Annotated in this window: 17 protein-coding genes and 3 pseudogenes; 3 read left to right on the top strand and 17 right to left on the bottom strand. The window is 37.4% G+C overall.

The features are described 5' to 3' along the window. Positions 1-176: 176 nt before the first annotated feature. From IGI69_RS03535 to IGI69_RS03510, 6 genes are all read right to left on the bottom strand, one after another. Entirely contained in the window at positions 177-422 is a 246-nt protein-coding gene (locus IGI69_RS03535) for a helix-turn-helix domain-containing protein (RefSeq protein ID WP_060792649.1), read from the bottom strand. A gap of 45 nt (positions 423-467) precedes the next feature. Next, positions 468-608 carry a YvrJ family protein gene (locus tag IGI69_RS03530; RefSeq protein ID WP_071859302.1) on the bottom strand — a complete coding sequence of 47 codons (141 nt, stop codon included), beginning with the start codon at positions 606-608 and terminating at the stop codon, positions 468-470. A gap of 218 nt (positions 609-826) precedes the next feature. After that, the gene (locus IGI69_RS03525) at positions 827-1,330 is read right to left on the bottom strand and encodes a hypothetical protein (RefSeq protein WP_060792648.1); all 504 of its coding nucleotides are present in this window, start codon (positions 1,328-1,330) and stop codon (positions 827-829) included. A 289-nt stretch (positions 1,331-1,619) separates the two neighbouring features. Then, on the bottom strand, positions 1,620-2,081 hold the full coding sequence (locus IGI69_RS03520; protein ID WP_123867121.1) for a putative iron-sulfur cluster-binding metallochaperone: 462 nt from the start codon (positions 2,079-2,081) through the stop codon (positions 1,620-1,622). Between the two features lie 35 nt (positions 2,082-2,116). After that, a complete protein-coding gene (locus IGI69_RS03515) occupies positions 2,117-4,246 on the bottom strand; it encodes a heavy metal translocating P-type ATPase (RefSeq protein ID WP_115234514.1) in 2,130 nt (709 codons plus the stop codon). After that, positions 4,239-4,607, bottom strand: coding sequence for an ArsR/SmtB family transcription factor (locus tag IGI69_RS03510; protein WP_431399594.1), 369 nt, complete (start codon positions 4,605-4,607; stop codon positions 4,239-4,241). The genes IGI69_RS03515 and IGI69_RS03510 overlap by 8 nt, the downstream gene beginning before the upstream one ends. Before the next feature lie 293 nt (positions 4,608-4,900). On the opposite strand from IGI69_RS03510, the gene IGI69_RS03505 reads away from it, so the two are divergent. From IGI69_RS03505 to IGI69_RS03495, 3 genes are read left to right on the top strand one after another with little or no spacing between them, the layout of a single operon-like run. Continuing rightward, positions 4,901-5,470: a recombinase family protein gene (locus IGI69_RS03505; RefSeq protein WP_178740191.1), complete on the top strand. Its 570-nt coding sequence runs from the start codon at positions 4,901-4,903 to the stop codon at positions 5,468-5,470. Position 5,471: 1 nt separating this feature from the next. Beyond that, on the top strand, positions 5,472-5,825 hold the full coding sequence (locus IGI69_RS03500; protein ID WP_438739727.1) for a DUF4158 domain-containing protein: 354 nt from the start codon (positions 5,472-5,474) through the stop codon (positions 5,823-5,825). Between the two features lie 35 nt (positions 5,826-5,860). Continuing rightward, positions 5,861-6,541 carry an IS6 family transposase gene (locus IGI69_RS03495; RefSeq protein WP_002389568.1) on the top strand — a complete coding sequence of 227 codons (681 nt, stop codon included), beginning with the start codon at positions 5,861-5,863 and terminating at the stop codon, positions 6,539-6,541. An 18-nt stretch (positions 6,542-6,559) separates the two neighbouring features. On the opposite strand, the gene IGI69_RS03490 is transcribed toward IGI69_RS03495, so the two are convergent. From IGI69_RS03490 to IGI69_RS03440, 11 genes and pseudogenes are all read right to left on the bottom strand, one after another. After that, entirely contained in the window at positions 6,560-8,443 is a 1,884-nt protein-coding gene (locus IGI69_RS03490) for a heavy metal translocating P-type ATPase (protein WP_081132257.1), read from the bottom strand. Positions 8,444-8,763: 320 nt separating this feature from the next. After that, positions 8,764-8,997 (bottom strand): heavy-metal-associated domain-containing protein, encoded by a 234-nt coding sequence (locus IGI69_RS03485; RefSeq protein ID WP_230523965.1) that lies wholly within the window; start codon positions 8,995-8,997, stop codon positions 8,764-8,766. 145 nt (positions 8,998-9,142) lie between these two features. Continuing rightward, positions 9,143-9,996: pseudogene (lgt, locus tag IGI69_RS03480) on the bottom strand (prolipoprotein diacylglyceryl transferase). Continuing rightward, entirely contained in the window at positions 9,981-10,319 is a 339-nt protein-coding gene (locus IGI69_RS03475; protein ID WP_431399578.1) for a hypothetical protein, read from the bottom strand. Before IGI69_RS03475 ends, lgt begins: the two are co-directional and overlap by 16 nt. A gap of 228 nt (positions 10,320-10,547) precedes the next feature. Beyond that, a complete protein-coding gene (locus IGI69_RS03470; protein WP_148131368.1) occupies positions 10,548-11,252 on the bottom strand; it encodes a Crp/Fnr family transcriptional regulator in 705 nt (234 codons plus the stop codon). 144 nt (positions 11,253-11,396) lie between these two features. Further along, positions 11,397-11,969, bottom strand: a complete 573-nt coding sequence (locus IGI69_RS03465; RefSeq protein ID WP_002292150.1) for a Dps family protein — start codon at positions 11,967-11,969, stop codon at positions 11,397-11,399. Positions 11,970-12,503: 534 nt separating this feature from the next. Continuing rightward, positions 12,504-12,710: pseudogene (locus IGI69_RS03460) on the bottom strand (IS256 family transposase); the annotation flags it as partial. A gap of 175 nt (positions 12,711-12,885) precedes the next feature. After that, complete coding sequence (locus IGI69_RS03455) at positions 12,886-13,650, bottom strand: ABC transporter permease (protein ID WP_002318452.1); 765 nt, start codon at positions 13,648-13,650, stop codon at positions 12,886-12,888. After that, positions 13,647-14,300, bottom strand: coding sequence for an ABC transporter ATP-binding protein (locus IGI69_RS03450; RefSeq protein ID WP_002307505.1), 654 nt, complete (start codon positions 14,298-14,300; stop codon positions 13,647-13,649). Before IGI69_RS03450 ends, IGI69_RS03455 begins: the two co-directional genes overlap by 4 nt. A gap of 83 nt (positions 14,301-14,383) precedes the next feature. Next, positions 14,384-14,806, bottom strand: coding sequence for a cupin domain-containing protein (locus IGI69_RS03445; RefSeq protein ID WP_002307506.1), 423 nt, complete (start codon positions 14,804-14,806; stop codon positions 14,384-14,386). Between the two features lie 773 nt (positions 14,807-15,579). Continuing rightward, a pseudogene (locus tag IGI69_RS03440) lies at positions 15,580-15,921 on the bottom strand (DNA topoisomerase); the annotation flags it as partial. Between the last annotated feature and the right edge of the window lie 173 nt (positions 15,922-16,094).

Genomic DNA, 16,094 nt, shown 5'->3' with positions numbered 1-16,094 from the left:
TTTATCATCAAAATAGGTTAAAAAGTTGTTAAATAAGGAGAATTCATAGTGAAAGAATTCTTCTTTCTCAAACAAATATTTTTTGAGGAGATTTATTTCTTTTTCATTTAAATTGTCTTTTTTCAAATAATGTTGAAAGAAAAAGTCAGAATCGAAATCAACAGGTTTTTGATCAATTATATTTTCATCAAATATTTTTTTTTCCGCTCTATTTCTGAGTTAATTAAAATAGAAAATTCTTTATAAGAAACGTTCATGCGATTAAGAATTTGTAATAGAAAATTGCTGCTCAGGTAAGCTTCTCCTTTTTCAACCTTATAATAATGTTGTGGAGTGATTATGTCTTCAGTAAGGTACCTTACCGTCAGTTTCTTACCTTTTCTTATCTGTTTAAGTATTTTACCTACGATAGCATCGTTCATGTGATAAGCCCCTTTATATGGAATAAAGATTAACGGATTTATCCGTTAATCTTTTTCTTTCTTTATTATTCGCAGAATTTCATTGATTGATTCTTGAAGTTTTTCAATAGCCTTGTCTAATTCTGTTAGAAAGAATATTGATAACACTATAGGAAAACCTATATTTGCAACTAGTTCTGCGATCACTCCAAATTTTCCATTTTTTGATTCCCCCTTACTTTCTTAACCGAATGGATTAATTTCTGTATGCATATTATTTTCCCCTCCTTCATATAGAGAGGATAAAATAACCTTAATACAAATAATTAATATATAAATTATAATTTATATGCCCATTCTTCGAAACAGTGTCGAAAATAAAAAAGAGAATAGTCCTCTGAACTGGGACTATTCTCTTTTTGCTTTTATTTTTCTAACCATTTACCATTTTGTAGCTGAACTCGTTTGATTTCGTAAGCAGCACTAATGTTTTTTGAATTTCCCAAGAAAAATGATACTCTATGACCAGTTGCGGGGTTTTCATAAGTTCGTAGTCTGAAAGTCACTTCAGCCATCTTATAATTGTTTTTAGAGATATATGATTTAACTTCTTCAACTGCTTTACGTCCTGCAATTAATTGATCATACTCCGTTGCAGCAGCTTGTTTACCAATTACATCGATCATGCTTGTACATAAAGTTGCTACTGTAGCAAAAACTCCTGTTGGAAAACTTAAATACCCTAAAGCAGTAATCACGCCCCCTTGGATCCAGCCTTTTGCCTTACTTTGGAATAGTTTTAACAATACATTGTAGTCAGCTTTTGGCGCATACTTTTTATCTAGAAAAAGTTGTTGATATTGTCTAGCTCCTTCTAAATTTCCTGCTGTAACTTGAATTGTTGCCCATCGTTCTGATTGAAATGCCATTTTTTTCTCTCCTTTGAATTTTTTATCAAATTTATTGATCAATATTTATTTGATGTCATAAGTATGCCGGATTATTCTTTTTGTTAGTCTCTTTGTAAACTATAATTTATAGATCGATCAGCAATTTCATTAAATTTGAATAAAAAAAGACGTGCTATGCACGTCCTAAGAGTTGAAACTATTCTTTTAGGGGTCCTACCAACAAAACGCGGAAAACATACGCTAAGCAAATGTCGACATGAAGAAAGCCGATTTTTCCTACGCTAAGGAATTATCGGCTTTTTAGTCATTATTTTTGTCGTGTCATTCTATTTATAAAACCAGTTACATTACCAAGACAACAAGAACCTTGAGGGTTGTTTACTTCGCATCCACATCGATTTGCCTTTATGTGCATTGAGATGTTCTGTACAATGGTATTTTCTTCGGTTTTATTACTTTCTTCAGAAACAATTTTTCTTGTCCATCCAAAACAGTAACAAATTGGCGTATTTTCTTTCACGTCTTTTTGAAAGACTGGTATTTTTAAATCACTTTTAGTAAATATCTGTTCCTTTTCGTTAAAATACACAACATCACATTCTGAAAAAGAGCAAAATTGATAACTGGTATCTGGTTGCAAATTTGCTAAGGCTTTAGGAAGAAGTAAACTTTTAAGCGTTATTAATTTCATCTGCTTCCCTTTATTTTTACAAGAGGGGCAAACATTAGACTTTTCCTTTTCATTCGACTTGGAACAACAATCCTCCATTTTTACTTATATCTTCTTTTTCTTAAAAATCATTTTTATTCTTTAACCTTCAATAGTCGTAAACTGTTTAGTGTAACAAGTAATGTTGCTCCCATATCGGCAAAAATCGCTATCCATAAAGTTAACCAACCAGGCATAACTAATAGTAATGCTACTAATTTAATGGCTAAAGAGAAGGTAATGTTTTGTTTGATAATTGCTAAAGCCTTACGGCTTAATTTGATAGTATATGGCAATTTGCTTAAATCATCAGACATTAAAGCAATATCAGCCGTTTCTAATGCAGTATCCGTTCCAGCACCACCCATTGCGACACCAACTGAAGAAGCTGCAAGTGCTGGTGCATCATTAACACCATCTCCAACCATTCCTACACTTTGATGTTTTCCACGAAGTTCTTTAATGAAATTCAGCTTATCCTCTGGTAATAAATCAGCTTTAATATCCGAAACACCGACTTGTTTGCCAATTGCTTCTGCGGTTCTTTGATTATCACCAGTCAACATTACTGTTTCAATTCCGATATGATTCAATTTACTAATAACTTCTTTTGATGTTTCTCTCATTTCATCTGCTACGGCAATTAACGAAAGAATTTCTTTTTCCGTTCCTAAAACCATTACGGTTTTTCCTTCTGTTTGCATACGAGTAATTCTTTCTTTGATGGTACTTTCAATTGTTTGATGTAATTCTTCAAACAGATTTGGACTTCCTACATAATACATTTCGTTATTTACTTTTGCTTTTACACCTTTACCTGTAATAGATTGGAACTCTTCAACCGAAACACCATTTAAATTCAATCCATTTTCTTCTGCTTTTCTTACAATGGCTGAAGCAAGTGGATGTTGTGATCCTTTTTCAATGGCTGCTGTAACTGTAAGCAATTCATTTTCATTTCCACCATACGTCACGATGTCTGTTATAGCAGGAATACCTTTTGTTAATGTTCCTGTTTTATCAAAAGCAATGGCTTTTAAGTGTCCTGCTTCTTCTAAATGGATACCACCTTTAATTAACACACCATTTTTTGCCGCATTCCCTATTGCAGTAACTACGGCAACTGGAGTTGAAACAACTAAAGCACACGGACAACCAACTACTAACACAGCTAAACCTTGATAAATCCATTGGCTCCAATCTCCACCGAATAATGGAGGAACAACTGCAATTAAAAGAGCTAAAAGCACAATAGCTGGTGTATAGTATTTCGCAAATTTATCGACAAATGCTTGAGAAGGTGCTCGTTCTGCTTGAGCTTCTTCTACAAGATGAATAATTTTTGAAAGAGTAGTATCTTCAACTCGTTTTGTTACTTTAACTTCAAGTAACCCTTCTTCATTCAATGTTCCTGCAAACACTTCATCATCAATTGTTTTTGTTACTGGAACACTTTCCCCAGTAATAGCAGCCTGATTTAGTGTAGATGTACCTTTAATAACTAATCCATCCATTGCTAATTTTTGACCAGGTTTTACAATCATAATGTCTCCAACTTGAATATCTTCAACGTGAATCATCATTTCTTCATTTCCACGCCGAATTAATGCTTCTTTTGGGGCAATATCCATTAATGATTCAATAGATTGACGAGCTTTATCCATTGAATAACGTTCTAACGCTTCACTGATAGCGAATAGGATAACAACTGTTGCGCCTTCACCCCATTCACCAATGATCGCAGCACCTATAATAGCAATCGTCATGAGCGTATTCATATCGAATTTTAATCTGCTTAGATTTTTAAGACCTTTAATAAACAGTGTATATCCACCAATTAAAATGGATGCTGCGTAGCCGATCATTGGAAGAAGATGTTCTTCTCCTAATTGCTCGCCCAAAAACCAACTAATCACAAGTAATAACGCTGAAATATAGACCTTAATGTTTTCTTTTTGCTTCCAGAAAGGTTCACGCTCTACCTTTTGTTCTTTTTCATCCCGAACTTTTAAATTTTCAAATGCTCCTGCTTTTTCTAGTTCCTCAATTGTTGTATTTCCTTGAACATAAACTTTAGAGGCTCCAAAATTCACTTTCGCGTCTTTAACTCCTGGTAATTGTTTCACATTGTTTTCGAAGATGCCTGCACAATTGGTACAAGTAAATCCTTGAACACGATAGGTTTTCATTTCTTCTTCAGATAATTTTGCTTGTTGATCAGACATTGGCTTTCACCTCATTTTTATGAGCTAAAGCAATAAGTATTAACTGTTTGATATGTTCATCATCTAGTGAATAAAACGCCAATTTTCCTTCTTTTCGATACTTCACAATCCCTTGTTTGTGAAGGGTTCGTAAGTGATGGGACGCTGTTGCAACAGTGGAACCAATGATATTCGCAACGTCACACACGCATAACTCCCCATCTTGGCATAAGGCATAGGTAATTTTTGCCCTATTTTCATCTGCAAGTGCTTTAAATAATTGGGAAACACTAGATATATCTTCTTTTTGTAACTCTTCTTGTATTCGATTGACTTTTTTTTCGTCATAACAATAAATTTCACAAGTATCTTTATTACTCAACATCATCACTCCATTATCATTCAAATATTCATTTGAATGTATTATACCCCTTTTTCCAAAACATTAAAATACTTATTTGAATGTTTTGTAGAAATAATCGTTTCACAAAAATTCGGTGGTAATAGCAAGTACCGAAAACGACCGTTTTTGGCTATGACAAGTGAACTGTTCTAAAAATCTTAAAAACTACATAAAACCTATAACCAAAAATATAACCAAAAACAAAAGACCAATATATCTATTTCAAACCCCTTTTTGGTATAGTTAAAGTGTTAAGAAAGAGGGGATTCGTATTGAAATTTGGATATGCTCGTGTCAGTACGCAAGATCAGTCATTATCATTACAACTCGATGCATTGGATCATTATGGGGTGGACGAAACTTTTGAAGAAAAAGAATCAGGTAAAAGGAAAAACCGTCCGCAGTTGGACGAGCTTCTTAAAGTATTACGTAAGGGCGACACAGTTGTTGTCTATAAGTTAGACCGTATCAGTCGAAGCACCAAACATTTAATTGAGCTTATGGAATATTTTGAAGCAAAGGGTATTCATTTTGTTTCTATTCAAGACAGGATTGACACGATAACTGCTATGGGACGTTTCTTTTTCAGAATGTTGGCCAGTATAGCAGAATTAGAACGGGATATCATCAGTGAACGAACGAAAGATGGATTGACGGCTGCTAGAGCTAGGGGAAGAAATGGAGGCAGACCGAAGGTTGATTTAAAGAAAATAGAACTTGCTATAAAAATGTATGAAAGCAAAGATTACTCTTTATCTCAAATTAAGACGGCAACAGGGATTGGAGCGACAACGTTATATCGTTATCTAGAAAAGAAAAAGATATCTAGCAAGGAGGTGTAGCATGAGAGGGAAAGAATTACTAACAGAAGATCAAAGAACGGAATTTGTAAGAATTCCAGCTGATATGAGCGAAAGTGAACTAGAAACTTACTATACTTTTTCACAATATGACCTTGAAATTATTAAACGACACAGAAGAGATCATAATCGGTTAGGCTTTGCTGTTCAATTATGTGTTTTACGCTATCCCGGATGGTCCCTTTCAGATGTTGGGCCTATTCCAGATTACATAATCGAATACATAGCTAGACAAATAAATGTTAATCCTAATTCATTTTCTTTATATGCCCAACGAGAGCCAACTAAGCATGAGGGTTCTGTTGCAAAGTTTCCCCTCAGATCCATTATAGGGTAAACTGAGTTTAATAGGAACTAGGAGGAGTAACGAAGATGAACCATTTTAAAGGCAAACAATTTCAGAAAGATGTGATTATTGTCGCTGTAGGCTACTATCTTCGGTACAACCTGAGTTATCGTGACGTCCAAGAAATTCTGTACAACCGTGGTATTAACGTGTCTCACACCACTGTCTATCGTTGGGTACAGGAATATGGGAAACTACTTTACAACATTTGGAAGAGGAAAAACAAACAGTCCATTTATTCGTGGAAAATGGACGAGACCTATATTAAAATCAAAGGAAAATGGCATTATCTTTATCGCGCCATTGATGCAGATGGTCTCACTCTGGATATATGGTTACGGAAAAAGCGAGATACACAAGCAGCTTACGCCTTTCTCAAGAGATTAGTTAAACAGTTCGATGAACCAAGGGTTCTGGTGACCGATAAAGCTCCCTCTATTGCCAGTGCCTTCAAAAAATTACAGGCACACGGGTTTTACCAGCGAACAGAACATCGCACGGTGAAATATCTAAATAACCTCATTGAACAAGATCATCGTCCCATCAAGAGACGAAACAAATTTTATCGAAGCTTACGAACAGCCTCAACCACGATTAAAGGCATGGAAGCCATTCGAGGATTATATAAGAAGAACCGAAAAGAAGGCACTCTCTTCGGGTTTTCAGTCTGCACGGAAATGAAGATATTATTAGGAATACCTGCATAAACTATAGCTAGTGTTAGACTAGTATTGTTCATTTTGGAACTTTGCAACAGAACCTTTCAACTTATACTTCATTAATCTCATGCCATTGAAAATTACCACCAAGATACTACCTTCATGAACCAACATTCCGATAGACATATTCATCCATTCGCTGAAGAAGACGCTGGTCAACAAGACCAACACTACTCCAATTGAAATCACGATATTTTGTTTCATATTATTTGCGGTGGCTTTTACTAATCCTAATGCGTGAGGCAAGTTGCTGAAGTTCGAGTTCATTAAAACGACATCGGATGTTTCAATCGCTACGTCCGTTCCGCTTCCCATTGCGATTCCAATGTCTGCTAAAGCTAAGGACGGACTATCGTTAACGCCATCTCCAACAAAGGCTACAATTTGACCACGTTGTTGAAGTTTTCCGATATAAGCCGATTTGTCTTCCGGCAACATGTGGCCGTGAGCTTCGGTCAAACCAAGTTCGCCGGCGACCACATCAACGGTTCCTTGGTTATCTCCTGAAAGAACGACTAGATTTTTCACGCCCAAGTCTTTTAATTCCTGCAAATTAGCTTTCACACCCGGACGGACTTGATCGCGAATGCCCATCAGTACTTTTAATTCACCGTCGACCGCTGTCAAAACGAGAGAGTTCCCTTGTTGTTCAAACCGTTTGACATCTTTTTGCACTTTTTTGCTGAGAGTGACATTTTCTTTTTCCATCAAGGCCACATTCCCAACAGCCACTCTATGTCCAGCTACACTTGAAACGATTCCGCCGCCTTTCACGACTTCAGTTCCTTCAACAGGATAAAAATTTGTTTCTCCAATTTGATTTAAGACCGCTTTTGCTAATGGATGATCTGATTCCCGTTCCACACTGGCCAGATAGCCAAGCGTTTCAGCAGAATCTTTTTCATACAGTTCAGTCGCTGCAACGGTTGGGTTTCCGACAGTTAAAGTACCTGTCTTATCAAATACAATTGTATCCACATTGCTGAAGTCTTGAATGACTTCACTCCCTTTTAAAAGAACACCGTTACGAGCACCATTCCCGATACCGGCAACGTTTGAGACAGGCACTCCGATAACTAATGCGCCTGGGCAACCAAGAACCAAGATGGTGATTGCTAACTCAATATTTTGACTGAACGCCCATACAACAATTGCCAGAACCAAGACAGCTGGTGTGTAGTATTTAGAAAAGCGATCAATGAACCGTTCCGCTTCGGATTTAGAATCTTGTGCTTCTTCCACGAGTTCAATAATTTTTCCAAATGTGGTGTCCTCACCAACTCGGTCAGCTCTGATTTGAATCGTTCCGTTTTCTAAAATGGTTCCTGCAAAAACTTCTGCATCAGCTAGCTTGTTGACCGGAACAGCTTCCCCTGTAATGCTAGCTTCATTGATATGCCCTTCGCCCGTAAGGACTGTGCCATCCACTGGAACTTTCGCACCCGTTTTAACGAGCAAGATATCCCCTTCATCTACATCATCCACTTCTACTTCTTCAAATTCGCCATTATCCATTTGTTTCAAGGCGCTTTCAGGTGCCATTTCAGTCAATTCTTTGATAGCAGATCGCGTTTGGTTCAATGTTCGTTGTTCCAAGTAGTGTCCGAATAAGAATAAGAACGTGACAATAGCCGATTCTTCATAATTTTGAATAAAAAGCGCACCAATCGCTGCAATACTGACTAAGACATCAATACTGATGACTTTGACTTTCATTGCTTGAAACGCTTGAATGGCAATTGGCGTAATCCCAAAGACAGAGGCGATGATCAAAGACCACTCTGAAAGTCCTACGTTTTCTAAAACAAAGTGACTGAAGAAACCGAGTGCGATTAACAATCCACTGATGACGGTGATAACATTTTTCTTGCTTAATATATATTGTTGCATGCTTTTTCCCTCCAAATTTAATTTCTCTTTTATTGATAAACACAGTATAAGATAATTGCCTAAGTAATTAATTGACTGACATCAAGTTTTGAAAAAATACGTGTCCCTTCTCACTATTTTTTTGATCTAACAGCCTCAATGACACTTATTCCTCTTTACAGTTATAACGATACCCTCTTTTTATCGAATAAAAATTTACGGCTATCAAGTTTAGAAAGTTCTCTTTTATCGTTTCTAAGCACCTCGAATCGGATTGCAACAAAAAAAGCAATCCTGGAAAAATAGCTTTTCTTCCAGAATTGCCTAGTTCATTTAATCTGTTAAGCGGCCTTGACTTTTGTTTTAAGGACCGGATAGCCTACGTTTTCGATAGCTTTTTGAATCTCTTCAATCGAAGTGACAGCTGAATCAAAATTGGTTTTGACTTTGCTGGAGTTGAATAATACTTTAATGCTGTCTTTATCAATACCGTTAACTGATTTCAAGGCACCTTCAATTTTTTGCATACAACTTGGACAAGACAACGTTTCTAATTGCAATATAGCTTTTTCCATAATTCCTATCTCCTTTATGTGTTTTTATTTTATCGCAGCAGATTAATGAACACTGCCTTTTCCTCTTTACAACTGTAGTATAGCTCACTTTTAGCAAACGAAAATTGACGCATATCAAGTTTTGCACTTCTTTTTATCTTTTTGCTCAATTCACCATCTTAATAGTCTTTTTCTGCCCCTTATTGCCATCAGAATAATAAGAAATTGGTGGATAGTCTTGTCTGCGTATAAACCATACTACAATCGCGCCAATAAACAGGGCCAGAGACAAGGCTTGCGAAACGCGGATCCACTCGCCAATCCATAAACTGTCCGTTCGCATACCTTCAATGAAGAACCGACCCACTGAGTACCACAAAACGTAACTCAAAGCGACTTCTCCTTGACGCAAAAGCTGTTTTCGGTTCCGTATAGTGACGATGAGGACAAAGCCCAACAAACTCCACAATGACTCGTATAAAAAAGTCGGATGGTAGTAGGTACCATTGATATTCATTTGTTCAATGATAAATTCAGGTAAATAAAGATTTTCCAAGAATTGACGAGTAACCGGTCCACCATGAGCTTCCTGATTCATAAAATTGCCCCAACGACCAATGGACTGGGCTAACAATACATTGGGCGCTAAAATATCAAGAACGAGTGCCAAAGAAGTACCTTTTTTCTTTGCATACCAATATAGCGTACCCCCTCCTGCAATCAATCCCCATAAATCGCAATGCCGCCATTCCAAATCGCAAGGATTTGTCCTGGATTTTGCAGATAATAACCAAGTTCAAATAACACATAATAAAGCCGAGCGCCGAGGAGTCCAATCGGAATTGCCCATAAGGCCATATCGATAATGGTATCCTCTTCCAGTCCTTTTTTCTTTGCTTCCTTGGTGCTCAACTGGAGAGCCGCTAATATGCCCGCTGCAATAATGACTCCATACCAATGAATCACAACAGAACCAATCTCCACCGCATGGGGATTCAAAACGCCTAATACGAATTCCATTCTATTTGCTCCATTTCTTCAATTTTTCGCGTCATTCTAGTCATGGTGATGCTGAACAAGATTCCGGCTAAGCTCCATGGAAACCAAACGGTGAATACACTTTTATCTCCCTGGTCACTCGCTTCGTAATACGCCACTTTTCCGTGTCCGATTACGCCGGCTCCTTTTACAACTTCCTCTTCTTTTTCCATAGCTAACCTATCTGCCTCAACAACGTTAGACGTTTTTGCTTCGCCGCCAATCGTGTTCTTGGTGAAAGGGACGACAAAGAATGCATCCGCTACTGACAACGTGATGGCAACTATCACCCAAAAATAATGCACATTCACCCCTACTTATTTTTACGTTTTGTTCGACAACCCTATCTTAAAGAAAAATAAAGCAAAAAAACTTGAGGGTTATCATGTTTGTACTTTTATTTTTCCAATGAATGAAGGTCGTTCTGTCTTAAAAAAGCCAAAAACGGACAGATGGAAGCAAAAGCACTGAGTTCTGTCCCGTTGTTAATAAAGAGCGACAGAACACCAACGTGTAGAAAAAAGTGTGTCCGATTATTCGCTGTAAAGCAATAAATCATCTAAATCCTGAATCTTGATCCTTTTCCCAGACAGCTGTTGAATCAATCCCTCGTCCTCCAATTCTCCAAATTTGCGACTGATGGTCTCAGGTGTCGTTCCTAAATAGGAAGCAATGTCCTTTTTTGCCATCGGCAGGGTGATGGTGGGAGAGTTGCCCATTTCAGGTTCCACATTTTCTGCCAAAAACAAAACTAAACGGGTAATGACACTCTCCACGGCTACTTGTGCGGTTTGACGTTCGGAGCTTTCTAACCGCTGCGACATCTCTCCTAGCAGCTTTAACGAAATTGCAGGATACTCTTTTAGAAACTCTTGTACATCATGTTGTTGAATCATGCAGATAGACGTGTCTCGAGTAGCTTCTGCGTATTCCTCGTGCACAGCATCAGGATTGAACAACGTCCATTCTCCCGTAAAGTCACCCGGATTCAAAATACGAACTAGTTGCTCTTTGCCAGAATCAGACAAGCGATAGATGCGGACTTTTCCGCGATTCACAATATACAAGGCATCATCTTTTTCTTGCGAGCGAAACAGAAACTCCCCTTTTTGATACTGTTTCGTGTGGGCTTTTTCAGCAATGTAATTCATCGCGCTATCCTCTAAGTGATTGAATATTGGAACCAAGCGGATACAGGCTGCGTGGTCGCCAATTTCATGATGGGTATGTTTAGTCAATTCATTCTCCCCCTTTATTTATTTTGTTTATATTCGCTGCTTTTATTATATAAGTCTCTTACTACAAAAAAATTGATGCACATCAAGAAAATGGAAAAAGGACTGGAAAGAATTCCAATCCCTAAATCAGCTTCTACTTTTACCTTAATCTTCATCCTCATCAAGAGCGTCATCATCTTCTAATGCTTCTTTACCAATGAACGCTTGCAGCATCCAAATGTTCTTGTCTAAGTCATTTTTAAAAGCAATCAATGTATCTTCTAAAGCATCGTCACCCTCGTCTTGAGCTAAACGAATCGCGCGAATAGTTAGGTCACGAGTGCTTCTGAAGTCCTCGATAATATTTTCAACCATGTCTTCTGCTTTAGCGTATTTATTAACTGCATCTTCCGAAAGCATCGAATATTTTTCAAATTCAACCGTTGTCGAAGCAGGTTTATGCCCAGAAGTAATTAGACGCTCCGCAAGTTTGTCGAACCATTTTTCATTTTCGTTATACAACTCTTCAAATTTTTCATGCAACGTAAAGAAATTGGCTCCTTTTACATACCAGTGATATTGGTGCAGTTTCACATGTAATGTATGCATGTTGCCTAAAAGATGATCCGCAATGGCCGCTGCATTAATTTTCGTATGATGAACATGTTCCTTGTGTTCTTGTTCTTCTTGCAATCTTTCTTGGGGTGTTCTTTCTTGAGTAGCTTTATTTTCAGTCATGATTTATTCCTCCTATAATTTTGGTTTGTTTAAAATAGCTTTCTTTGATTCCTCCTTTTTCTTTACTGAATTTAGTATAGGATAGATTTCCGTTAAAAAAATTGACGCTCATCAAGAAAAGTATTTCTTAATAGACGCCAGGCTTCTCTATTAAATTCAACTGAAATAATCAAAGGAATGAAGTCGTTCCCTCCAAACAAAAATTTCATTAAAGTAGGGCCTAAAAAAAGAATAGCAACTATACTTTGTCAAGAGACCTGAATGCTATTTTTTTGCTTGTTATTCTTCAATTACCAAATGTCTTGCCTTGCAGTATATTTAATGCTCTTTCTCACTAGTGTTGCATGCAACACTAGTGAGAAAGAGTATTAATAAGATTAACCTAGAAGAATAACTTTACTTTATTTATGTCATACCATAAATAAAAATTGAAAAGAATTTTTTATTTATTTTTAGTAGATCGATTAATAGGAGTTTTAGCTTGGGAGCGTCAATAATTTTGTGTAAATGGTTCTTTCCTACTGTAGATTGTTTCTAATTCTCCATCGGTTGACTCAGCATTTGTTCGAGCTCGCCTTCGGCCTGTTGGAAACCTTTATGACTGCGACCTAGGAATTTTTGGTTGTGAGTATCAAAAGACGAGACTAAGAAACGTTCCATCGACTCTTCATTTTGGAACTGTTCCTTGCGGTGGCTGTATTTCTTGATTTGCTTATTAAAGGATTCAATCAATCCAGTTGCTGCACTATATAAAAAATTTCATCATAGTTTCGCCCTAGTTGTTCCAAAGATTCGATGACAAAAATATCCTTCTTCCTTAAAAAATGAAGTTCTTTTTGCAATTATTCTCGTGAGGTCTTCTTTTAACTACATAAAATTGTAACCACTGGTTTTAAGAGTAGTGTATCATCCCAAATCATATAATTAATTGACTGCGATTGTTATAAAACTCACGGTAAGCCATATAACTAGCAATAAACGAAGAAATCGCAGTAACTGAAATCAACATAAACATCACAACAATTTGGTAACGAATCGCTTGAACAGGATCAATTCCCGCAAAAATCAACCCTGACATCATACCTGGTAGGCTGACAAGTCCAACCGTTTTTGTTCGGTCAATAGAAGGAGCCATGCCCGTTTTGACGCTTTCTCTTACAATACTCATGGACGCTTGTTTTTTATTGGCTCCCAATGCCAATTTTTCCAATACCTGTTGGCGTTGGTCCGTAAATTTTGAATTCAAAGACCGATAGGTCACTCCAATCGCAGTCATGGCGTTGCTGGCAATCATGCCTGTAATTGGAACGATTTGGGAAGGGGACCAGTCAATGACTCCTGAAAAAACAAGAATGAGTAAGGACAAGGCTGTTCCTACTCCAATAGCCGTCGTTGAAATTTTAAAAGAGCGGTTGATCCCCTCACTGCGTGTATGGGCGTTATAAGAAGCGTTGAACACAATGAACAAAACCATCGCTAAAGTGAGAAAGTTGTTATCCACTCGTAATACGTAGCTCAATACATATCCAATAAGGAATAATTGAACGACAGCGCGAATTCCCGCAATAAAAATGTCGTTTCCTAATCCCAATTTCTCTTTGTAATCAATCAACAAGGCAACTATCAAGAGGACAGAGGATAAAAGCAAAGAAAGATTACTGATTTCCAAATTGTTTGTCATTTCGATTCCTCCATTTTTCCACCTTTGATAGTAATCAGACGAGAAGCTTGGTCGATTTCTTCCTGGTTGTGAGTGACGGCCAACACCGTAGTTTGTTGGTCTTTCATCATGTCTCGGACTAAATCAAGGACAATCGCTCTGTTTTCTTGGTCCAATGAACTGGTAACTTCATCCAGGAGCAACACTTTCGGTTGATACATCAAATTTCGGACCAATGCAACCCGTTGTTTTTCCCCTCCTGATAGTTCCTTGACCTCTTTCGATAAGTAAGTTTCAGGTATTTGAACTCGTTCTAACAATTTTTTTGCACGTTCCCGATCAAATCCTTCTTCTCTTATGCGGGCAGGAAAAGACAAGTTCTCTTGAACTGTCTCATCGAATAGAGAAGCGTTTTGAAAGAAATAAGAGACTTCTTTTCTATACTCCACAGGATCGATTTTTTGCAGATCCGTACCTCGATAATAAATTTTTCCGGAAGTTGGGGAAAGCAGCGTACCAATTAATTTCAAAAGGGTACTTTTTCCACTTCCAGAAGGACCAGAAAAAACAATCACTTCCCCTTTGTTTACTGTAAAAGAGATATCTTGAAGGATTTGGTTTCCGTTTGCCTGAAAACCAACCTTCTCTAATTGAAACAATGAATCACTCATACCACATCTCTCCTTTATAAAAAAGCCCTGCACCAGTGGACCATCCATACGGGTGCAGGGCTTTTGTTTCATCCTAGTGTACCTCAGTGTTCGTTTGGATCGTTTTTGGCGTCTTCATGAGTAGGGTGAACCGTTCCTTCAAGGTGATCTGGACCAGCATAAATGGTATACAGTCTGAGCGGCTTATCACCGGTGTTTTCGATGTTGTGCCACATGTCCGCCGGAACAAATACGGCGTCATCATCCATCACTTTTTGTTGAACATGTAAGTTATCTTTAGAAGGCCCCATTTTACACACGCCTTCTCCTTCTTCAATACGGATAAATTGGTCAATGCCTTCGTGCACTTCCAAACCGATGTCATCGCCCGGTTGAATGGACATTACGGTGACTTGCAGTTTACTGCCTGTCCAAATGGTCGTCCGGTAATTATCATTTCCTGTGGTGGCGTCTTCAATATTAATGATATACGGCTTCTTCCCATGATCCTTGTAGTCTATTTCCATCTTCCATTCCTCCTAGTCTTTTTACTAAAACAATGATACCTACTTCTTATTTATAATAATTCTAATTAATGGTACCACATCTAAAATTCTATGCAAAAAATTGGCTTTTTGGAGAGCGATTCTAAACAAAGACCATATAACGCGCAATTACAATTGGTACCCCTTAATCCTCAGCACATAAAGGAAAAAATATGGAATCAAAAAATAACCGATATGTACTCTGGTTATGACTTGAATCAGGGAGAATTTCAGAGACGACACATCATACTTTTTTAGTTTGCACTTGTAAACTAACTAGCGTATATTAAGTTTATGCTCACTATCAAGCGTTGTCAATCCTTTAGAATCTTATCAATTTCGAAAGAAAGTAGCAAGGTTATTGATTGTGACTGTAAAAGTGGGGTGGTCCTATAAGCACATTAAACTATCTTCTCTAATTTATCATGCTATTTAAATTCTGTTTTTTCATGAGAATTTTTGTCCAAAACTTGTTAAAATGATTTTAAAAAATACTTACATACACAATCCCCAAAAAACACTAATGTCATTTCAGTCAAAAAAGATACCGCAGAAAATTTCCACCTGAGATTCAATACGATATTACTCTCTTGACAGCCAGCTTAATTCCTTAGTTGAATAGATTATTAAAGTGCACAAAAAAACAATGCGGCGTTTGTTATATTTTCTGGTATAAGCGACGGTGCTATAAACTTTTTTGCAGATTAAAAATCATATGAATTTAACTCCAGTAATAAGAGTTTAAGTGCCAATGCATGTTTGATTTCTTCGTTGCGTTGGTAAATCAAGAACAAAGTCGGGGTTTGGACGCGTCCAACGCTAAACACGCCTCTCATGCCGTTTTTCTGCATATAAAGCGTGTAAAGACGGGTGAGATTGATTCCTACCAGCCAATCAGCGATTTGTCGGGTTTCTGCTTCTTTGTAAGTGGAATAAAACGCCTGTCCGTCCTTCAGATTTTGAAATCCTTTTTTGATTTCGCTAGTTTCAAGCGAGTTGATCCATAAACGTTTAATGGTTTTCCGGCTATTTCCCGAAAGGTTGATAATCAAGCGGGCGATTGCTTCACCTTCTCGGTCGCTGTCGGTCGCAATCACGATTGTTTCCGCTTCGTCTAAATGCTTTTTGACGATCTTGTATATATTGATGTAAGAATAGACACTGTTACGATAAAATACTTTGTAAAAATATACCCTACTTCCCCGATACTCATAACCATTCCTTCTCTTCTAGTACATTTGGTGTTCATTTTGATGATGCTCTTCTACTT

Origin of the sequence: Enterococcus sp. DIV1083b (assembly GCF_051713705.1) — a bacterium.
In the GTDB taxonomy this organism is placed as follows: domain Bacteria; phylum Bacillota; class Bacilli; order Lactobacillales; family Enterococcaceae; genus Enterococcus_D; species Enterococcus_D casseliflavus.
The sequence above is the reverse complement of the archived record's forward strand: the minus strand, read 5'-3'. Positions and strand labels throughout refer to the sequence as shown.